Annotated in this window: 15 protein-coding genes; 2 read left to right on the top strand and 13 right to left on the bottom strand. The window is 68.1% G+C overall.

Annotation, left to right across the window (positions count from 1 at the left end; all coding sequences use genetic code 11):
- Positions 1–70: 70 nt before the first annotated feature.
- The 11 genes from SB751_RS05940 to apbC form a co-directional block, all read right to left on the bottom strand.
- On the bottom strand, positions 71–661 hold the full coding sequence (locus SB751_RS05940) for a superoxide dismutase family protein (RefSeq protein ID WP_144197958.1): 591 nt from the start codon (positions 659–661) through the stop codon (positions 71–73).
- A gap of 81 nt (positions 662–742) precedes the next feature.
- Positions 743–1,939 (bottom strand): formate dehydrogenase subunit gamma, encoded by a 1,197-nt coding sequence (locus SB751_RS05935; RefSeq protein ID WP_144197957.1) that lies wholly within the window; start codon positions 1,937–1,939, stop codon positions 743–745.
- Positions 1,940–1,953: 14 nt separating this feature from the next.
- Positions 1,954–2,190 carry a hypothetical protein gene (locus tag SB751_RS05930; protein ID WP_144197956.1) on the bottom strand — a complete coding sequence of 79 codons (237 nt, stop codon included), beginning with the start codon at positions 2,188–2,190 and terminating at the stop codon, positions 1,954–1,956.
- Entirely contained in the window at positions 2,187–2,876 is a 690-nt protein-coding gene (gene fdh3B, locus SB751_RS05925; RefSeq protein ID WP_250024763.1) for a formate dehydrogenase FDH3 subunit beta, read from the bottom strand. The genes SB751_RS05930 and fdh3B overlap by 4 nt, the downstream gene beginning before the upstream one ends.
- A gap of 21 nt (positions 2,877–2,897) precedes the next feature.
- A complete protein-coding gene (locus tag SB751_RS05920; RefSeq protein ID WP_144197954.1) occupies positions 2,898–5,948 on the bottom strand; it encodes a molybdopterin-dependent oxidoreductase in 3,051 nt (1,016 codons plus the stop codon).
- Between the two features lie 67 nt (positions 5,949–6,015).
- Positions 6,016–6,237 (bottom strand): formate dehydrogenase, encoded by a 222-nt coding sequence (locus SB751_RS05915; RefSeq protein WP_144197953.1) that lies wholly within the window; start codon positions 6,235–6,237, stop codon positions 6,016–6,018.
- Between the two features lie 174 nt (positions 6,238–6,411).
- The gene (locus SB751_RS05910) at positions 6,412–7,053 is read right to left on the bottom strand and encodes a molecular chaperone (RefSeq protein ID WP_211944213.1); all 642 of its coding nucleotides are present in this window, start codon (positions 7,051–7,053) and stop codon (positions 6,412–6,414) included.
- A gap of 45 nt (positions 7,054–7,098) precedes the next feature.
- Complete coding sequence (locus tag SB751_RS05905) at positions 7,099–9,240, bottom strand: 4Fe-4S dicluster domain-containing protein (RefSeq protein WP_410747848.1); 2,142 nt, start codon at positions 9,238–9,240, stop codon at positions 7,099–7,101.
- Positions 9,241–9,344: 104 nt separating this feature from the next.
- Positions 9,345–9,944, bottom strand: coding sequence for a DUF3306 domain-containing protein (locus SB751_RS05900; RefSeq protein WP_250024765.1), 600 nt, complete (start codon positions 9,942–9,944; stop codon positions 9,345–9,347).
- Positions 9,945–9,962: 18 nt separating this feature from the next.
- Entirely contained in the window at positions 9,963–10,508 is a 546-nt protein-coding gene (locus SB751_RS05895; protein ID WP_144197949.1) for a DUF3305 domain-containing protein, read from the bottom strand.
- Positions 10,509–10,522: 14 nt separating this feature from the next.
- Positions 10,523–11,611, bottom strand: coding sequence for an iron-sulfur cluster carrier protein ApbC (apbC, locus tag SB751_RS05890; protein ID WP_250024766.1), 1,089 nt, complete (start codon positions 11,609–11,611; stop codon positions 10,523–10,525).
- Between the two features lie 371 nt (positions 11,612–11,982).
- Between apbC and SB751_RS05885 the strand changes: the two genes are divergently transcribed.
- Both SB751_RS05885 and metG read left to right on the top strand, forming a co-directional pair.
- Complete coding sequence (locus SB751_RS05885; protein WP_144197947.1) at positions 11,983–12,618, top strand: OmpA family protein; 636 nt, start codon at positions 11,983–11,985, stop codon at positions 12,616–12,618.
- A gap of 261 nt (positions 12,619–12,879) precedes the next feature.
- The gene (metG, locus tag SB751_RS05880) at positions 12,880–14,961 is read left to right on the top strand and encodes a methionine--tRNA ligase (RefSeq protein WP_144197946.1); all 2,082 of its coding nucleotides are present in this window, start codon (positions 12,880–12,882) and stop codon (positions 14,959–14,961) included.
- Positions 14,962–15,024: 63 nt separating this feature from the next.
- Here the strand turns inward: metG and bamE are convergent, their stop codons facing one another.
- Positions 15,025–15,573: an outer membrane protein assembly factor BamE gene (gene bamE / locus SB751_RS05875; protein WP_144198128.1), complete on the bottom strand. Its 549-nt coding sequence runs from the start codon at positions 15,571–15,573 to the stop codon at positions 15,025–15,027.
- A 44-nt stretch (positions 15,574–15,617) separates the two neighbouring features.
- Positions 15,618–19,757: a translocation/assembly module TamB domain-containing protein gene (locus SB751_RS05870; RefSeq protein ID WP_410747882.1), complete on the bottom strand. Its 4,140-nt coding sequence runs from the start codon at positions 19,755–19,757 to the stop codon at positions 15,618–15,620.
- Between the last annotated feature and the right edge of the window lie 4 nt (positions 19,758–19,761).

The raw sequence follows: 19,761 nt of genomic DNA, 5'->3' as shown, positions 1-19,761 counted from the left end.
GCCATCGGGCCGGTTTCAGGGGGCGTTTCGTACCGCGGAACGACTGGCTATAGCGAGATACGGTGAACGATCAGGAGGCGGCGATCACGCCACACGCGATCCGGCCACCGGAATTGCCGGTCGGCTGGGTGCGATAGTCGTCCGGGTCCTTGTGGACCACCACGGCCTTGCCGATCACGCTGTTCGGGCCCGCGCCGACAGTGACGTCCGGCATCAGGAACTGCACGCGCGCGTTGCCGCTGGCGTCGGCGGTCAGGTTGTTCATGTCGCCGGCATGGTGCTCAGGCATGGTCATCTGGCCGTGCGGTTTGCCGGACGGGTTGAAATGGCCGCCGGCGCTCATCGCGTCAGGGGCCGAGCAATCGCCCTTCTCGTGGACATGGAAACCATGCGAGGTGCCCGGAGGCAGGCCCGTGACCGCCACCACCACCATCACGCCGGCCGCCTGCTGGTCGAACGTGACACGGCCCGCGGTATTGGTGCCGCTCTTGGACTGCAACGGTGCCGCCGCCTTGGCGCCCACCGTCACCCGTGCCGCTGCCGGCGCGGCAGCCGGGGCCGCGCTGGCGCTGGCCGCTTCGCTGCTGGTGCCCGAGGTTCCACAACCCGCCATCATTGCCACGGCGGTGCCCACTGCCAAACCGCAAAGTACACGTTTCATGCCAAACCCTCCTCTAGAGATGACTGCCGTGGCGATTGTAACGCCGCCTCGGCCGGGTGCATGGTGCGCTGCGGAAATCCGTCACACTTCGCCGGGACGCGGCCGCGCGCGCGGCGTGTCGTCCCGGGGCGTGGAGCGCTGGGCGGGAATCTTGCCGGACTGGATGTCGTCGTACCAGATCTGATGGTGCTCCCGGGCCCAGGCCTCGTCCACGTAGCCATCGCGCATGGCACGGTAGGCGCCCTCCATGCCGATGGTGCCCATATAGATATGGCCGCACGCCAGCACGATCATCACCACGGCCGAGACCCCATGGATCACGTGGGCGATCTGCATCGTGGCGCGGTAGTAGTCCAGGCCCGGGACGATCATGTCGAGCACCCAGCCGGAGGCCGAGAGGACCAGCCCGAGCAGCACCATCCCGCCCCAGAACCACATCTTCTCGCCGGCGTTGAAGCGCGCGCTGGGCACGTGGGCGCCCGAGACGAGCCCGCCGAGCTTGCGCACCCAGACCACATCCCCGCGGTTCGGCACGTTGTCACGCACGAACACCACGAAGGTGGCGATGATCGACAGCGTGAACACCGGCCCGGTCAGGTTGTGCAGGTTCTTGAGAATGTAGGTGAGCCAGCCGAACAGCGTGTGGCCCATGATCGGCAGCAGGAAGTGCTTGCCGAACAGGATCACGATGCCCGAGATCGCCAGGATCACGAAGGAGATGGCCACGGCCCAGTGCACGAAGCGCTCGGTGGGCGTAAAGCGCTCGATCATCCGGCCCGTGCGCGGGGACTTCAGCGGAATGGTGCGGCGCCAGGCGAAGAAGGCCAGGATGGCCGCCGGCGCCAGGATCAGGATCCAGCCGCCCCAGACCGTCAGCACGCCATTGCGGAACAGCCGCCATTGCTGGCCGGTGCGCTGGATCAGGACGCCGGCTTCCTTGTCGGGCAGGCTGCTGTAGTGGTGCTGGTCGGAGTTGACTTCGCGCCAGACCGGCGCGTTGTTGCCCGGCTGGGTCACCGAGCGCTCCTGCTGCGAGCGGGCCTCGGCGGCCACGTCGCGCCGGGGGATGTTGAAGATGTTCTCGCTGGCCACGCCCGCGAACGGCTGCACCGGGTGCGTGGCGGGATTGTTGGCGTCCGCCTCGGCCTGCGCCGAGGGTTGCGCCGAGGTTGGCGCAGAAGGCGGCGAGGCCGGCGTCTGGGCCAGCGCCGCGCCCGCGACACCGGCGGCAAGGACCACCCCGGCCAGCAGGGTGTTGAGGGTCTGGATGAGGGTCATGGCGCCTCCCCCGCTCATTGGGTGCGGTTGTACTCGTTCTGGTACTGGTTGCGCTGATGGATCTGACGCTGCCAGCTGTCCTTGTCGCCCGCCGTCCAGCCCTTGGCCACGAACGGGTCGCCGGGGGCGCCCTGCCAGGCGACGGAATCCGACTTCTTGTGCGTGGACGAGACGGTCTGCGGCTTCTCGCTGCACGCGGCCAGCAGCGCGGCGGCGGCCAGCATCGATACGATGAGCGCGGCGCGGGTCATGACGGCTGCCCTCCGCCGGCCGGGGTGCCGGGCGCGGCGCCCTGCGGGGTGCCGGGGGCCGCCGGCGATCCGGGATTGGCGGGATTGGCCGGCGCCTGCGGCTTGCCGTAGGCCGTGCCCCAGCCGAACACATCGCCGCCCGTGCCGCGCTTGATCACGCGGTTGCGCAGGATGTCGGCAATCACGTCGCCATCGCCGCCCAGCAGGGCCTTGGTCGAGCACATTTCCGCGCAGAGCGGCAGCTTGCCCTCGGCCAGCCGGTTGCGGCCGTACTTCTCGAATTCTTCCTCGCTGCCGTTCTTCTCCGGGCCGCCGGCGCAGAACGTGCACTTGTCCATCTTGCCGCGCACGCCGAAGGTGCCCTCGCTGGGGAACTGCGGGGCGCCAAAGGGGCAGGCGTAGGAGCAGTAGCCGCAGCCGATGCAGACGTCCTTGTCGTGCAGCACCACGCCGTCGTCGGTGCGGTAGAAGCAGTCCACCGGGCAGACGGCCATGCAGGGCGCGTCCGAGCAGTGCATGCAGGCCACCGAGATGGACTTCTCGGCGTTGACCACGCCATCGTTGATCGTCACCACGCGGCGTCGGTTGACGCCCCAGGGCACCTCGTGCTCGTTCTTGCAGGCGGTGACGCAGCTGTTGCATTCGATGCAGCGCTCGGCGTCACAGATGAATTTCATGCGTGCCATGTGTCTCTCCGTCTCTCAGGCTCAGGCAAACCGCTCGATCTGGCAAACGGTGGTCTTGGTTTCCTGCATCATCGTCACCGAGTCGTAGCCGTAGGTGGTGGCCGTGTTCACCGCCTCCCCCCGGACGATCGGGTACGCGCCGTCGGGATAGAACTCCTTGAGATCGCGTCCTTCCCACCAGCCCGAGAAGTGGAACGGGATGAACGCCGTGTCCACGCCCACGCGTTCCGTCACCAGCGCGCGCACCTTGAGGCGGGCGCCGGTAGGCGTGCGCACCCAGCAGTAGTCGCCGTTGCGGATACCCCGCGCGGACGCCGCCTGCGGGTTGATCTCGACAAAGTTCTCCTGCTGCAGCTCGGCCAGCCACGGGTTGGAGCGGGTTTCCTCGCCGCCGCCCTCGTACTCCACCAGCCGGCCCGAGGTCAGGATGATCGGGAACTTCTCGTAGATCTTGTTCTCGATGTTGCGCTGCTGCACCGACTTGTACAGCGTGGGCAGGCGCCAGAACGCCATCTTGTCGTCGTGGGTCGGGTACTTGGCGACCATGTCCGGCCGCGTGGAGTACAGCGGCTCGCGGTGCTGCGGGATCGGGTCAGGGAAGTTCCAGACCACGGCGCGCGCCTTGGCGTTGCCGAACGGATGGCAACCGTGGTTCTTCATGACCACGCGCTGGATCCCGCCCGAAAGGTCGGTCTTCCAGTTCTTGCCCTCGGCGGCCTTTTTCTCGGCGTCGGTCAGGTCATCCCACCAGCCCAGTTTCTTGAGCAGCACGTGGTCGAACTCGGGGTAGCCGGTGGTGATCTCCGCCCCGGCCGAGAAGGAGCCATCCTCGGCCAGCAGGCTCACCCCATCGCGCTCCACGCCGAAGTTGGCGCGGAAGTTGCCGCCGCCGTCCATGACGTGCTTCGAGGTGTCATACAGATTCGGCGATCCCGGGTGCTTGAGTTCGGGCGTGCCGTAGCACGGCCACGGCAGGCCGAAGTAATCGCCGGTGAGGTCGTAGCCGGTGACCGGGTCCTTGCCGCTCTTGCAGCGCAGCGTGCGCACATCGAACATCTGCATGTTGCGCATATGGGACTTGAGCCGCTCCGGCGACTGGCCCGTATAGCCGATGGTCCAGTTGCTGGCGTTGATCTCGCGCAAGATCGATTCCGTCTCGGGCTCCTGCCAGGTGCGGCCGGCGCGCTTGACCTCGATCATCTTGTAGTGCTTCGACAGCTCCTTGCCAAAGCCGAGCTTATCGGCGAAGGCCTGCATGATGGTGTGGTCGGGCATCGACTCGAACAGCGGCTCGATGACCTTCTCGCGCCATTGCAGCGAGCGGTTGGAGGCCGTGCACGAGCCCGAGGTCTCGAACTGGGTGGCCGCCGGCAGCAGGTAGACGGCGCGGTTCGGGTTGATCTTGTCGCCCTCGGCCGGCGTCATGTTGGCCATGGCGGCCGTGGCGGAGGGGTATGGGTCCACCACCACCAGCAGGTCGAGCTTGTCCAGCGCGCGCTTCATCTCCAGGCCGCGCGTCTGCGAGTTCGGGGCGTGGCCCCAGAAGAACACGCCGCGTACGTTGTTGTCCTGGTCGATCAGGTCGCTCTTCTCGGTCACGATGTCGATCCAGCGGGACACCGTGGTGCCGGACTTCTCCATCATCGTCTGCGAGACGAACTGCTTCTTGATCCATTCGTAGTCCACGCCCCACACCGCCGCGTAGTGCTTCCACGCGCCGGTGGCCAGGCCGTAGTAGCCCGGCAGGGAGTCGGGGTTCGGGCCCACGTCGGTGGCACCCTGCACGTTGTCGTGGCCACGGAAGATGTTGGCGCCGCCGCCCGACACGCCGATATTGCCCAGCGCCAGCTGCACGATGCAGGAAGCGCGCACGATGGCGTTGCCGATGGTGTGCTGGGTCTGGCCCATGCACCAGACCAGCGTGGACGGGCGGTTCTTCGCCATGGTCTCGGCCACCAGCTTCACCTGGGCCTCGGGCACGCCGCAGACTTCCTCCACCTTGTCCGGGGTCCACTTGGCCAGCACCTCGGCCTTGACCTTGTCCATGCCGTAGACACGGTCGTTCAGGTACTTGGGATCTTCCCAGCCATTCTGGAAGATGTGGTACAGCACGCCGAACAGGAAGGCGATGTCGGTGCCCGAGCGGATGCGCACGTAGTGCTGCGCCTTGGCCGCCGTGCGGGTGTAGCGCGGGTCCACCACGATCACCTTGCAGCCGTTCTCCTTGGCGTGCAGCAGGTGCAGCATCGACACCGGGTGCGCCTCCGCCGCGTTGGAGCCGATATACAGCGCCGCTTTCGCGTTCTGCATATCGTTGTACGAGTTGGTCATCGCCCCGTAGCCCCAGGTGTTCGCCACGCCCGCCACGGTGGTGGAATGGCAGATGCGCGCCTGGTGGTCGGTATTGTTGGTGCCGAAGAACGACACCCACTTGCGCAGCAGGTACGCCTGCTCGTTGCTGTGCTTGGAGGAGCCGACGAAGAACATCGAATCGGGGCCGGTCTCCTGGCGGATGGCCTTCATCTTCGCCGTGATCTCGTCCAGCGCCTGGTCCCAGCTGATCTTCTGGTACTTGCCGTTGACCAGCTTCATCGGGTACTTGAGCCGGTACTCGCCGTGGCCGTGCTCGCGCAGCGCGGCGCCCTTGGCGCAGTGCGCGCCCATGTTGATCGGCGAGTCGAAGACCGGTTCCTGGCGCACCCAGACGCCGTTCTGCACCACGGCATCCACCGCGCAGCCCACCGAGCAGTGGCCGCACACGGTGCGCCGCACCACGATCTCGCCCTTGCCAGCCCCGGCGCCGGCCTTGCCGTCATCGGCATCGGCCTTGCGGATCAGGGTCAGTTGCGTGGCAGCCAGCCCGGCGCCCACGCCGATGCCCGACCGCTTGAGGAAGCTGCGCCGATCCATCGTCGGCATCGCTCCGGCCAGCCCGGCGGCCAGGCGGGACGCCAGGCGCCCGTTGGCATTGGCATTGCTGGCGGAATGGGCCTGCGGAGCAGTCGGGTCGGCGAGCCGGTTTGCAACCCGGTCGGTCTGGCCTTGGTCCGCGCGCTTGCGGGTCAGGATCATGTCTTGCCTCGGCGAAAGAGGGGGACGACAGACAGGGCGCGCCACCTGGCACGCCGTGAGCGTGCGTCTAGATCAGCGTGGTGCGGTAGTACTTGCGGATATGGGCGGAGACCCGGTAGCCCTGGCTGTCGGGCGCGGGATCGGCCGCATCGGCGGCGGTGGGCGGCGCGATGGCATCGGCCAGCGCCGACTGCCCACGTGTGGCCACGGCGGCCGCACCGGCAGCGGCAACCACGCCCGCCCCTGCCAGGAAGGTGCGGCGTGCGACCCGGGATTGCTTGTCTTTCATGGGGGCTCCTGTCGGTTCTGCGGTACCGATGGATGATCTATTTATGCCTTGTCTTGCATATTCTAGATTGAAGCTAACTGAAAGACCACACTGTCAATCGGAAAATCCTCAAACCGAGGATAAACCCGATGCTCGCGTTGGCCTTTCACACGGCTTTCACAAAATCGCCCTGCCTCAGTGCATCTCCAGCGCCACCGCCTCCACGCCGGTGAACGCGCGCAGCAGCTCTGCCGCACTGCGGTAGAACTGCGCCTGCGGGTGCGCGGCCAGCGCGTCGCAGAGTCGCTCCATCCACGGCTGCATATGGCGGGCAAAGAAGCGCTGCTGCTCGCCGGGGTTGCAGATCGCCACATCGTCCCCCGCCACCAGGAAGCGCATGACCTCACACAGCGTGGCGATGTGGTCCTCGGTCTCGCTGATGCCCTCGTGCCGGGTCAGCCCGTAGCGGGCCAGGTCGTCGCGCAGCGCCACCAGCGGGCGCTCGTTCAGGAAGCCGGCCAGGTAGTAGGAGCCGTACAGGAAGACCTCCTGCTTGCCCACGCCGATGAACAGGCGCGCGTACTCGTCGGCGGCCTCCTCGGCGGTGGTCGTCGATGCTGCGTCGCACAATGCGTTCCAGGCCTGGCCCAGCACCGTACGGGCGTCCTCGTCGCTGGCGCGGTTGGCGGCGATATGGTGGAGCAGCGCGGCATCGGGCGCCTGGAAGAACAGCGTGGCCAGCAGGCCGTAGAGGTCTGCACGGGCCATCTCCTCGGCGGCGGGCTCGTCGGGGGCCGGCGCGGGCGGGATCAGCTGAATCGGCTGGAAATCGGTCATGTCTTGATAGGTATGGTCGGCCGCACCCTGCTGGGGCGATTGGCGCTACTGGAGCGTGGCCCCGCGCGTCGCGCCGGTGTCTTTTTCGATCATGTCCACCACGCGGCAGTCGGCACACATCTTCAGCCGGTCCGCGTTGGCGCCCGCAAAGGCCGGATGGCCGGCCAGCCGCACCAGCATCGACTGCACCATCTGGGCGGTGCCGAACGGCTTGGCGCAGCGGATGCAGTGGAACGGCTGGGTCTCGTTCAGCGTCACCGTGCGGCGGGCGCGCTCGCCTGTCAGCAGACGCGGCACCAGCGCGATGGCGTCCTCCGGGCAGGTGGTCTCGCACAGCCCGCACTGCACGCAGTTGCGTTCGATAAAGGCCAGCAGCGGGCGCTCGGCGTTGTCGCGCAGCGCGTTGGACGGGCACGCCCCCACGCAGGCCATGCACAGCGTGCAGCGGCCCGTATCCACGGTAATGGCGCCCAGCGGCGCGCCGGCGGGCAGCGGCACCACTTCGGCAGGCACCGGAGCATGGCGGGCAAAGTGGTCGATGGCGAAGTCGAGCGTCTCGCGCTTGGCCAGCGCGGCGCGGAAGCTGGCCGGCGGCGGCGCCGTCACGCGCGCCGGCGGGCTGGCGAGCGCGGCCAGGCCGGCATCCAGCCCAGCCACATCGCCCGCTTCCACCAGCGTCAGGCGCAATCCGCGATAGCCCAGACCTTCGACAATGGCGCGCGCCACGCCCATCTGCTCGACCAGCGCGGCGCGGTACTGCGGGGCCTCGTCGCCCGTCAGCAACACGGCCACGCCGCCCGCGCCCCAACTCAGCGCCGCCAGCCACAGTTCGATGCCGGTGGCAGCCGGGTGGAACAGCGGTACGGGGATCACGTTGGGCGGCACGCCGCGCGCCTGCCCGGCCCGGGCCGCGCGGCCCAGCGCCAGGATGGCCGGGGTGCCATGCTCCTCGCCGTGCAGCAGCAGCACGGCATCGCGGCCGCCGGCGGCGTTGTAGGTGGTGACCAGCGTACGCAGCCGCTCGCCGAGCGTCTCCGGGCCGGGGTAACCGTAGCTGATGGCGCCGGTCGGGCAGACCGTGGTGCACGCGCCGCAGCCCATGCAGAGGTTGGGCGTGACCTCGATGGAACCCTTGCCATCGCGCCAGCGCGAGCCAATCGCCTGGGTCGAGCAAATGTCGATACATGCGGTGCAGCCCGTGGTCTGGTTACGGCCGTGGGCGCACAGGCTTTCCTTGTAGCGGAAGAACTTGGGCTTCTCGAACTCGCCCACCATCTGCTGCAGCTGCAGCGCGTGGGCGTGCTGGCGCGCCACGTCGGCGCCCGCATGCAGGTAGCCCTGCGGGGGCTGGTGCATGGCGAAGGCCGGGGCGTCGTTGAGGTCGAAAACGAGGTCGAAGCGCGCCTCGGCGGTGGCAGCGGGCCGGTCGAAGTCGATCGCCGCCGCCGCGCCGCAGGCCTTCACGCAGTCGCGATGGTCGCGGCAGCGGTCCAGGTCGATCTGGTAGCTGAAGTCGATCGCCCCTTCCGGGCAGGCATCCACGCAGGCGTTGCAGCGCGTGCAGAGGTCGAGGTCGATCGGGTTGCTCTGGCCGGCGCCGGTCTGCCAGCTGGCCGTGAAGTTGCCGAGCCAGCCGGTCAGGCTGGCCAGCGTGCCGCTGTGGACGGGCCAGGCGCGGCTGGCGGGCGGCGTCACATCGCTGATCGATGCGCCGGTCAGCAGCACGGTGACTTCGAGGCCGGCCTCGGTGAGCCGGCCCGCCCAGGGCAGCGCCCGCGCGGCCGGGCCCAGTACCAGCACGGCGCCGTTCGAGCGGTAGTCCACCACCGCCACCGGGTCGGGCTCGGGGAGCGCCGCGGCGGCCAACAGGGCGGCGATCTTGGCGTTGGCGGTGGCCGGGTCGCGGCGCGCGCCCTGCGACCACCCGCCGGTCTCGCGGATATTGACGAAGCGCACCGGCGCGGTGACCACACCGCCCTCGCGCGCGGCGCCGGCCACCTCGGTGAACAGCGGACTTTCCTGGGTGCAGGCCACGATGACGTCTTCCGCGCCATCGAGCGCCTGGCGGAAATCGCCGATTTCACGCCGGCACAGCAGGCGGTGGACCTTCAGGGAACCAGAGGCATCGGACAGTGCCGCCCCGTCAAGCGGCATGGTGTCGTTGCAATTGCAGATCAGCGTCGGCATGGGGCAAGACTGCTTGCCGGCCTGGCGCCCTCTTCGTTGCGGAGGGTCTTCCGGCCGGCGGATTTGTAGGGGTGGCCCATTCTAGGCCCACACGCGGCGAAGAGCTACGCGCGTTTATCCGCAGGGAGGGGTGGAATGGGGGTGTCGTCGGCGGGAGCGTCAGGCTGAGGCTGGGCTTGCGCGACTTCGGCTTCCGGAGATGGCGGAGATGGCGGGGCCTCCAGCGCCTTGGGATCGGCCGCTACCTCGCCCTCCTCCTCCTTTTCCCCTTCCCGTTCTTCTTCCTCGATCGGGTCGAACAGCCCGAGCGTCTCCGACTGGGTCAGCCGGCGCAGCACATCGAGCGGAATCGGGTCTGGCTTGCCGTAGTCGTCGATATAGGTGTCCAGCCCGTCCATCACATTGAAGTGCGGATCGGCGAACAGGGTCTTCAGCGCGGCGCGCTTGACCGTCTCGTCCACGCCACGCGCCACGAAGCGGGCGATGTTGTCGCCCGGTTGCAGCAGCGCCACATCGGCCAGGGTGGGCAGCAGCGCGGCTTCCTGAGGGTCGGCGGGCGGCGCAGTGGGGACTTTTGCGACCGTGACCGCCACCGGGGCGGCATCGGGCGCCAGCACGGGCTCGGCCGGCACCGGCTGGCCCTCGCGCACGGCGGCCTTGCGGCGCGACCAGCGCGAGAGGAAGGAGGAATCGGCGTCGCTCATGGCGGGGTCCGGGGCCGGTCAGTACCGCGCGCGGTCTTCCGGCGCCTTGAAGGACTCCGGACGGCGCCGTTTCTTGGGCTCGGGGCGATAGTTTTCCTGCGTGAACGCTTCGAGCCACTCGCGCTGCGCGGGCTCCAGCGGCACGTTTTCCACACTCTCGCCAGCATCGAGCCAGCGCCCGGCCTCGTTATAGGAGAGCGTCACCGTCACCGGCACGGCGCGGGTCTCGCCATCGGCATCCGCCTCCTCGGCCATGCGCCACAGCACGAACCAGCACGGCGTGGTCGAGGTCAGGTTGAGGTAGTAACCCTCGCCCTCGTCGCGATACAGCGTCACGGGATGGCCCGGATAGAGCCAGCGCGCGCCGTGGCTGTCGGCATCGAGCCGCAGCGGCGCGGCGCCATACTCGCCCAGGTCCGGCAGCACCGCGTCCAACTCCCACTTCCAGGGCTGCCAGCGGTTGGCCAGCGGCACCTTGCGCATCACCACGGCCATGGTCACCGCCGGACGGCCGGCGGGCGGGGTCTCTGGGGAGACCGGCGAGGCAGGAAGCGGTTCGTCCATGGCAGCGGCGGGCCTCAGGTGTTCTGCACCACGATGCTTGGGAACTTGTTCGTCATGTCGCGTGCCTTATCAGCCACTTTGATGGCAACCTTGCGCGCCACTTCGCGGTAGATCCCGGCAATCGGGCTGTCCGGCTCGGCCACCACGGTGGGGCGGCCCGAATCGGCCTGTTCACGGATCGACAGGTTCAGCGGCAGGCTGCCGAGCAGGTCCACGCCATATTCGCTGCTCATCTTGTCGCCGCCGCCTTCGCCGAAGATATGTTCGACATGGCCGCAGTTCGGGCAGCAGTAGACCGCCATGTTCTCGACGATGCCGAGGATCGGAATGCCGACCTTCTCGAACATCTTGAGCCCCTTGCGGGCGTCCAGCAGCGCGATGTCCTGCGGCGTGGTCACGATCACGGCGCCGGTCACAGGCACCTTCTGCGACAGCGTCAGCTGGATGTCGCCGGTGCCCGGCGGCATGTCGACGATCAGGTAGTCCAGGTCGTGCCAGTTGGTCTGGCGCAGCAGTTGTTCCAGGGCGGACGTGACCATCGGGCCGCGCCATACCATTGGATTGTCCTGCTCGATCAGGAAGCCGATCGAGTTGGCCTGCAGGCCGTGGCCCTCCAGCGGCTCCATGGTCTGGCCGTCGGCCGACTCGGGGCGGCCGTCGATGCCCAGCATCATCGGCAGGCTCGGGCCGTAGATATCGGCGTCGAGCATGCCCACGCGGGCACCCTCGGCGGCCAGCGCCAGCGCCAGGTTCACGGCCGTGGTGGACTTGCCCACCCCGCCCTTGCCCGAGGCCACCGCAATCACGTTCTTCACGCCCGGCAGCAGCTTCACGCCGCGCTGCACCGCGTGGGCGACGATCTTCATGGTCACGGCCACGCTGACGTTGGTCACGCCCGGCAGGCTGCGCAGCGCGCCAATCACGAGCTTGCGGATCGGCTCGAACTGGCTCTTGCCCGGATAGCCCAGTTCCACTTCCACCGAGACATCGCCGCCGTCCACCCGCACGTTGCGGGCGGAGCGCGTGGATACCAGGTCGCGGCCCGTGTTGGGATCGATCACGGTGCGCAGGGCATCGGTTACCTGTTCAATGGTGAGGCTCAAGGCAGACTCCGCTTCTTTATATATGGGTCGGTGGGGATCAGGCGCGTAATGTATCAAAGTATGAAGGAGCAGCCAGGGGCGCGATAGCGCGGGGCGAGATCCCCTCCATCGAGTGTGGAATTACAGACATTTACATCTCTGACACGTTTGCCCTTGTGCGGGTGCTGCCATGTCCCTATTGTAGTGCGCCAGTGCCCGGCCTCCCGCCCAACGCCGGCAAGGCGCCCGGCCCCGCCGTCCTGCTTGTTTTCAAACGCATGATGAAACTTGTGGGCGCTCGCTACGTCAATCCGGCGGATGCAGTTACCATGCGGTATGCAGTTGACCGAACATTAGTGAAATATCCCAGCATGTCATCAGAAGGAGAAAGCATGAGATTCAAGCTTGTCACCGTCTCGCTCGCCGTTGCCGCGGCCCTGGCCGGTTGCGCCACGGAGCAGCAGACCCATACCGCGGTCGGCACTGGCGTGGGCGCGGCCGTGGGTGCCGGCCTGGGCAACCTGATCGGCGGCAACACCACTGGCACGCTCGTGGGCGCGGCGGTGGGCGGCGCCGTGGGCGGGGCCACCGGCTACAACTGGAATGCCATCCGCGGCAAGCTGAACAAGGACACGGCGGGCACAGGCACCCAGATCACCGAGCAGCCGGACGGCTCGCTCAAGGTGAATATCCCGAGCCAGGTGACGTTCGATACGGACAGCGCGAGCATCAAGCCATCGTTCCGCTCGGTGCTCGACCAGGTGGCGCAGACCCTGGGCCAGCACCAGGACGTGGTTGCCAACGTGGTAGGCCACACGGACAGCACCGGCAACCCGAACTACAACATGCAGCTCTCGCAGCGCCGCGCCCAGAGCGTGGCGTCGTACCTGGGTGACCGAGGCGTCGCCCGGAACCGCCTGAGCGCCGAGGGCCGTGGCCAGAGCCAGCCCGTGGCGGACAACGCCACCGAGGCCGGCCGCGCCCAAAATCGACGAGTCGAAATTTTCTTGAAACCAATTCAGGGGTGAGCCGGTCATACCGTTCAGATACCGCTTGCCACCGTTGCTGGCTCGCGATGGGTGGCTGACCTCCCGGGCGGTATCTGATTTCTCCTCCTTTTCCGTTGTGGAAAGCTGCGCCGGTACCAACCGGCGCTTTTTTTTGGTCGAACAGTTTGCCACGCCGATTCCGGACGCGCCGGCGCCCCGCTTGCTAAAATAGCCGCTTTCCGTCCTCGCGCCCGCCTCCGGCGGCCCGCCGGACCTCATCATCATTCCCCGGCCTCCTTCATGACCGCACGTCGCATCCTCGTCACATCCGCCCTGCCGTACGCCAACGGCCAGATCCACATCGGCCACCTGGTGGAGTACATCCAGACCGACATCTGGGTCCGGTTCCAGCGCATGATGGGCAACGAGGTCTATTACGTGGGCGCCGACGACACCCACGGCACGCCGGTCATGCTGCGCGCCGAGAAGGAAGGCATCAGCCCGAAACAGCTGATCGACCGCGTCTGGACCGAGCACAAGCGCGATTTCGACAGCTTCCTGGTTTCGTTCGACAACTACTACAGCACCGACGCCGACGAAAACCGCCAACTCTGCGAGAAGATCTACCTGGCCCTGAAGGCCGAGGACCTGATCGCCGAGCGCGAGGTGGAGCAGTTCTACGACCCCGTCAAGAACATGTTCCTGCCGGACCGCTTCATCAAGGGCGAGTGCCCGAAGTGCGGCGCCAAGGACCAATACGGCGATTCATGTGAAGTATGCGGCACAACTTACGTGCCGACGGACCTGAAGAACCCGTATTCGGTGGTCTCGGGCGCCACGCCGGTGCGCAAGTCGTCCACGCATTTCTTCTTCAAGCTGTCCGATGCGCGCTGCGAGTCGTTCCTGCGCGAATGGGTGGCCGACCTGGCCCAGCCGGAAGCCGCCAACAAGATGCAGGAATGGCTGGGCAGCGAAGGCGAGGCCTCCACGCTGAGCGACTGGGACATCTCGCGTGACGCCCCCTACTTTGGCTTCGAGATCCCGGGCGCCCCGGGCAAGTACTTCTACGTCTGGCTGGACGCCCCGATCGGCTACTACGCCAGCTTCAAGAACCTGGCGGAAAAGAAGGGCATCGACTTCGACGCCTGGGTCGGTCCGCACTCCACCGCCGAGCAGTACCACTTCATCGGCAAGGACATCCTGTACTTCCACACGCTGTTCTGGCCGGCCATGCTGCGTTTCTCCGGCTACCGCACGCCGACCAACGTCTTCGCGCACGGCTTCCTGACCGTGGATGGCGCCAAGATGAGCAAGTCGCGCGGCACCTTCATCACGGCGCAGAGCTATATCGACACCGGCATGAACCCGGAATGGCTGCGCTACTACTTCGCCGCCAAGCTCAACGCGAGCATGGAAGACCTGGACCTGAACCTGGACGACTTCGTCGCCCGCGTGAACAGCGACCTGATCGGCAAGTACGTGAACATCGCCAGCCGCGCGGCGGGCTTCCTGGTCAAGCGCTTCGATGGCAAGGTCAACGAGGCCGCGCTCGGCAACCCGCTGCTGGTGCAGCTGCGCCAGGCCGCGCCGCAACTGGCCGCCTTCTACGAGGGCCGCGAGTACAGCAAGGCACTGCGCCTGGTGATGGAGCTGACCGATGCCGTGAACGGCTTCGTGGACGCCAACAAGCCGTGGGAGCTGGCCAAGGACGAGGCGAAGCGCGATGCCCTGCACGCGGCCTGCTCGGTCTCGCTGGAAGCCTTCCGCCTGCTGACGATCTACCTGAAGCCGGTGGTGCCGGCCATGGCCGCGGGCGTGGAGCGCTTCCTGAACATCGAGCCGCTGGACTGGCGCGCCATCGACAAGCAACTGTCGGCCGACCGCCCGGTGCAGCCGTACGCCCACCTGATGACCCGCGTCGATACCAAGCAGATCGAGGCGCTGGTGGCCGCCAACCGCGACTCGCTCCAGGCCACCGCGGCTCCGGCTGGCGAGGCTCAGGGCGCCCAGGGCGCCCCGGCCGGCATCGAGCCGATTGGCGACACCATCACGATCGATGATTTCGCGAAGATCGACCTGCGCGTGGCGAAGATCGTCGCCTGCGAGAAGGTGGAAGGCTCCAGCAAGCTGCTGCAACTGACGCTGGACGTCGGCGAAGGCAAGACCCGCAACGTGTTCTCGGGCATCCAGTCGGCCTACACGCCGGAGCAGCTGGTGGGCAAGCTGACCGTGGTGGTGGCCAACCTGGCGCCGCGCAAGATGAAGTTCGGCATGTCCGAAGGCATGGTGCTGGCAGCCTCGGCGGCCGACGAGAAGGCCAATCCGGGCCTGTACATCCTGGAACCGCACAGCGGCGCGGTACCGGGCATGCGGATCGGCTAAGTTCGCCTACCGTTTGTTCGCTCCCTCTCCCGCTTGCGGGAGAGGGAGCCACCCCTCAAGCCTTCATCCCCCCTGCCGCCGCGACGGGTCGTCGCTACGTGACGTGGTCGTCACCACGCCCTGGCTGTTGAAGTGGACGTTGAAGAACGCCCGGTCCGTGGGCGATTCGAGCCAGCGGTAGCCCCACACCTCCTCCTGCTTCAGCGCGAACGCCTCCACCTTGGTCGGCTTGCCGAGCAGGCGCCGGATGCCGTCCTGGCTCATGCCGGGGCGCACGCGCTGGAAGTTCTCGGCCGTCAGCACCTGTTCGATGGTGCGCACGGTGCCGTCCGGCGCGGTGGTCACCATCCACGTGGTCACGCCCTCGGGCCCGCGCGGGTACTCTAGCCGCTTGCCGCCATCGGCCTCCTCCCACACGATCTCGGGCTTGCCGGCCTGGCGGCGCACGTCATCCTCGGTCGATTTGCCGATCTCGATGCCCTTGAATAGCTGGCTGTCCGGCTTCACGCTGTTCCACGTGTTGCGGGCCACGTTGCCGGCCTTTTTCATCGCTTCGTCCACTTTCTGCTGGTCGCAGCCGACCAGCGCAAGCAAGGAGGCAATCAGTCCCATGGTGGCAAGGCGTCTGCGCGACGCGTCAGTGAAGGTCATGGTGGTTATCGCTTGATGGCTTCCACGGGGTCGCCGGCCGGCTCGCTGGCCGACGCGGTGCCGGCGCCGCCTGCCGTGGATCGGCGCGACGGTTCGGCGGCAAACAGGCTACTCCAGTTATTGAAGCGGCGGTTGAACAGCACCGACAGCCCGTTGATCGAGCCGCCCTTGGCAATCAGCGACCAGCGGCGCGAGAACGCCCAGGTGAGCTTCACCACGTTCGACGCCGACGTCAGGCTCTGCTCGTAACCCACCGAGATCTGGTCAGTCACGGCCTTGCCGACGCTGACCACCTGCTGGTCGTTCAGGCCCGCCGTGGACGGCCCGATCGAGAATTCGTCGATGCCGAGGTGCGAGACGATGCCCTTGCCCGCCCGGCCACCGATCATGCCCAGCGCCGCGCCGCCGAGCGCGCCGCCGCTCAGCTGGCGCTGCTGGCCCGCCCCGGCGCTCTCCGCGCCGTAGCCAAACATCAGCCACGACAGCTTGTCTTCCTCCGGCACGTTCGGCTCCGACACCAGCCGCACGCGCGGAATCCGCACCGTGCCGGTGACCTCCACGCCGGCCTCCACCTCCTGGTTGCGGCGCATGGCGCGGATATTGATGTTCGGATTGTCGATCGGCCCGTTGAAGTTGATGATGCCGCGCTCGATGTTGAGCTTGCGGCCGAACGCCTCGTACGTGCCATCCACCACGCGCACCGTGCCCGTGGCGCGCATCGGCGCCAGCGGCTCGCTCTTCACGGCGAGCTGGCCCGCGAGCTTGATGTCCGCCCCGGCGCCGCGGAAGCGGAAGTCGTCGCCCAGATCCACGGTGACGTCGATCACCGGGCTGAAGCGGCTCGCCGGCTGGGACTCGGGCACCACCGGCGTGGCCGCGGTCTTGAGTTCGCGCTGGTCGCGGCGGCGCACCACCACCACGTCGTCGCCGAGCACCGGTGCGCTGGACTTGGGCAGGTCGAACAGGCCACGATCGACGCGGAACTTGCCGCGAATCGCAATCTGCTTGTTTTCGTTGGCGATGCCGGCCTCGCCCGAGACGATCAGCGTGCGCTCGGGGCTGGCAAACAGCTGGAGCTTGTCGGCCACGATCTTGGCGGTCAGGTTCGGGTCGGTCTCGCCCAGCTTGACGTTGCCGGTGGCCACCAGCGTCCCGTCGCCGCCCCGGAATCGCACTTCCTTCATTTCCACCGTGTTCTGGTCCAGCACGATATGGACCACGCCGTCGGTCAGGCGAATGCCCTGGTCGTAGAGCGTGACGGCGATATCGCTGCCATCCACGGTGCCGGTCAGCAGCGGATTGCCGACCGTGCCACCCAGCCGCATCGCGGCAGCCAGCTTGCCCTCGAACGCGTACTGCGGACCGGTCAGGGATTCGAGCGATTTCAGCCGGGGGATGTCCGCCGACACCGTGCCGGCCAGCGTGGAGGCCGGCCCCACGGTCAGCAGCCCCTGTTCCTGAACCAGCCCTGCCGACGCATCGACATCGATCTTGCCGATCCGCGCCGCCGTGGTGCCGCCGCGCAGCGTGACCCGGTTGCCGGCGAACTCGGCGCGCAGCGCGGTTTCGCCCAGGCCCAGCGTGGTCCAGCCGCGTCCGGCGTTGATCGAGGCGTCGCCGCTACGCCGGCGGATCTCGGCAAACCCGGTCGCGGTCTCGGCCAGGTTCAGGTTCCAGCGGCCATCCAGCACAAGATCCGAGCGCAGCGGCGGCGGCTCCCCGGTCAAGGTTTGCATCAGCTTCAGGACATTGGCCACCTCGACGCCATCGAGATTGCCCTGCGTGCGGATGCGGCCATGGTCGAACTCGAATCCGTCGATATTGGCCGTGGCACGCTCGAACAGCAGCCGCGCGGACCCGAGCCGGATATGCTGGTCCGCCACCAGCAGCTGCGTCGGCGCCGCCAGGCGCACGGTGGTCGTGCCGCGCAAGTCGAGCGTGCGGATGGTGCCGTTCCAGCCCTTGTCGCCCTGCCACGCGCCCTGCCCGGCCAGCGTCAGCTGCATCGGCTGGCGGTTCAGCGTGCCGGCCGCCTTGGCGTCGAAGGTGTGATTGCCCTGCGTGCCGCTGAGGTTGGCGTCCAGCGTGCGGATGGTGGCCTGCGGCCCCTGATAGTCGCGCGCGGCGAGTTGCACGGCCACCGTGCCGTCCAGCCCGCCGCGCAGTTCGGCATGCCCGCTGGCGCTGGCCACCTTGTGCGGGCCGATCACCAGCGCCTGCGCGCTGTAGTCGCCCACCACCTCGGGACGCTTGAGCGTGCCGGTGACCTCGGCGTCCAGCTTGGCACGCCCAGCCACGCCGAACTTGAGCCGCTCCAGCTGCGGGGCATCGACATTGACCTTGAGCCGGTCCCCGCGCGCGCCGAAGCTGCCGCGCAGGTTGACCTGATTGCCAGCCATCAGCAGGGACGCCTCGCTGGGCAGCAGGCGCTCGCCCTCAAGCCGGATCTTGCCGGTGCCCGTCATCGGCAGCCCGGCGTACTCGCTCTCGTGCAGGCCAAAATCGAGCGCCACCCGGAGTACCTTGGCCAGCGAGCCCGTGGTCGAGAAATCCGCGTTGATGCGGCCCGGCGCCACCTTGGCCAGCCGCGCCGGATCGAAATTGGCCAGCTTGCCCTTGAAGCTGAACGGCTGGGTGTCCTTGAGGCCGAGCTTGCCCTCGGCGGTCAGCGTGCCGGCGCCCAGCCCGGCGCGCAGGGCGGACACCGTTACGGCGTCTTCGTCCACGCGTGCATCGGCGAACAGCTTCAGCTCGCCCCCGGCCAGGTCCAGCGCCACGCTCTGCCGGCCCGGCTCCAGCCGCAGGATCACCGGCCCGGAGAGGTTGGTCGGCACCAGCGTTGTATAGAGATCGGCCGCGTTGAGCCGGTGCACGTCGAGGTCGAAGCCGCCGCGCCCCTCACGCAGCGCGCCCTGCCCGACGATCTCGGCCTTGCCCGGCAGCGCAATGCGCAGGTCGCGCAGCGTCTGGGCCATCTCGCTGACCTCCACGCGCGCCCGCACGCTGTGCACCGGCAGCCGTTCCTTGTCGATGGGGCCTGGATCGAGGTTGCGCACGGTGACCTCGCCGGCCACGGCCAGCGGATTGCGCGTGGGCGGCGCCGGCTGCGGCACCGGCGCGGAGGCGGATGCCGCCGAAGCCGCCGCCACCGCGCTGGCCGTGGACTGCCCCGGCGCCGGCCGGGCGATCTGCGGCGGCGGCGCCACCGCTTCCACGGGGCGCAGCTCGGCGTGCACGGTCAGGTTGGCCTGCGGCGCCGTCGGGCTGAACAGGCGCGGATTGATGCGGTCCCCATCGATCAGCAGATGGGTGAACGGCACCTTGCCGAAAGGCGTCAGGTCGATGCCGGCCCGCGCGCGGATGCGGTCTCCGGTGGCTTCGGCCTCGGCGCGCAGGGCGTCCAGCGCGCCGCTGGCGGTGGCCGACACCGCGAACGATTCCTCCTGCCAGCGGCCCTCCAGCAGTGCCTCGGCGGACAGCGCGAACGGCGCCTGCCCGGCAATCTGCGCATTGGCCTGCAGCGTGCCGTACGGCGTGACGAGCTTGTCCACCACCACGCGGTGGCGCATGCCATCGGAATGGAGCGCGCCGGAAAGATCGGAAAACACCTGCGGCGTGGCCGTCGCGGGCGGGCCCTGCAGCAGCGACAGTTCGGCAATCGTCAGCGTGTCGACGTCGATGGCCAGCGGCAGTTCCAGCGACTTCGGCATCTGTGCCGGCCCGGTGTCCGGCGTGGGCGCGGACGGCGGCAGGCGCACGTCGATCTTGCCCAGGCGCAGCCATTCCACATGCAGCCGCGCCGGGGACCACGTCGCGCTCCATCGGCTGTCGATCCTGTCGATGCTGACGCGCGTGTCGCCGCTGGCGTAGACCACGTCACGCAGCCGCAGGCCGCTGGCGACCGTACCGCCCTCGAAGGTGCCGGCCAGCAGGCCGGCCGAGAAGCGCGTGGCCAGCGTCCAGAGCTGGCGCGTGCCGGCCTCGGTGCGCAGCGCCACCACGGCGGTGGCGATGGCGGCGATCAGCAGCGCCAGCAGCACGGCCAGCGTCCAGCCAATCACCCGCCAGACGCGACGTATTGGTCGAGGGGGGCGAGGCGCGCGCGGTTCGTCCTCGTTGCGGCGGGGCACGGGTGGCATGTCCATATGC

The sequence above is a fragment of the Cupriavidus sp. SIMBA_020 genome, from assembly GCF_046535395.1.
In the GTDB taxonomy this organism is placed as follows: domain Bacteria; phylum Pseudomonadota; class Gammaproteobacteria; order Burkholderiales; family Burkholderiaceae; genus Cupriavidus; species Cupriavidus campinensis.
The sequence above is the reverse complement of the archived record's forward strand: the minus strand, read 5'-3'. Positions and strand labels throughout refer to the sequence as shown.

Bases quoted from the DNA above. Each gene is read 5' to 3' on its own strand.
- SB751_RS05940 (WP_144197958.1), bottom strand. From the start codon at position 661: ATGAAACGTGTACTTTGCGGTTTGGCAGTGGGCACCGCCGTGGCAATG.
- SB751_RS05935 (WP_144197957.1), bottom strand. From the start codon at position 1,939: ATGACCCTCATCCAGACCCTCAACACCCTGCTGGCCGGGGTGGTCCTT.
- SB751_RS05930 (WP_144197956.1), bottom strand. From the start codon at position 2,190: ATGACCCGCGCCGCGCTCATCGTATCGATGCTGGCCGCCGCCGCGCTG.
- fdh3B (WP_250024763.1), bottom strand. From the start codon at position 2,876: ATGGCACGCATGAAATTCATCTGTGACGCCGAGCGCTGCATCGAATGC.
- SB751_RS05920 (WP_144197954.1), bottom strand. From the start codon at position 5,948: ATGATCCTGACCCGCAAGCGCGCGGACCAAGGCCAGACCGACCGGGTT.
- SB751_RS05915 (WP_144197953.1), bottom strand. From the start codon at position 6,237: ATGAAAGACAAGCAATCCCGGGTCGCACGCCGCACCTTCCTGGCAGGG.
- SB751_RS05910 (WP_211944213.1), bottom strand. From the start codon at position 7,053: ATGACCGATTTCCAGCCGATTCAGCTGATCCCGCCCGCGCCGGCCCCC.
- SB751_RS05905 (WP_410747848.1), bottom strand. From the start codon at position 9,240: ATGCCGACGCTGATCTGCAATTGCAACGACACCATGCCGCTTGACGGG.
- SB751_RS05900 (WP_250024765.1), bottom strand. From the start codon at position 9,944: ATGAGCGACGCCGATTCCTCCTTCCTCTCGCGCTGGTCGCGCCGCAAG.
- SB751_RS05895 (WP_144197949.1), bottom strand. From the start codon at position 10,508: ATGGACGAACCGCTTCCTGCCTCGCCGGTCTCCCCAGAGACCCCGCCC.
- SB751_RS05885 (WP_144197947.1), top strand. From the start codon at position 11,983: ATGAGATTCAAGCTTGTCACCGTCTCGCTCGCCGTTGCCGCGGCCCTG.
- metG (WP_144197946.1), top strand. From the start codon at position 12,880: ATGACCGCACGTCGCATCCTCGTCACATCCGCCCTGCCGTACGCCAAC.
- bamE (WP_144198128.1), bottom strand. From the start codon at position 15,573: ATGGGACTGATTGCCTCCTTGCTTGCGCTGGTCGGCTGCGACCAGCAG.
- SB751_RS05870 (WP_410747882.1), bottom strand. From the start codon at position 19,757: ATGGACATGCCACCCGTGCCCCGCCGCAACGAGGACGAACCGCGCGCG.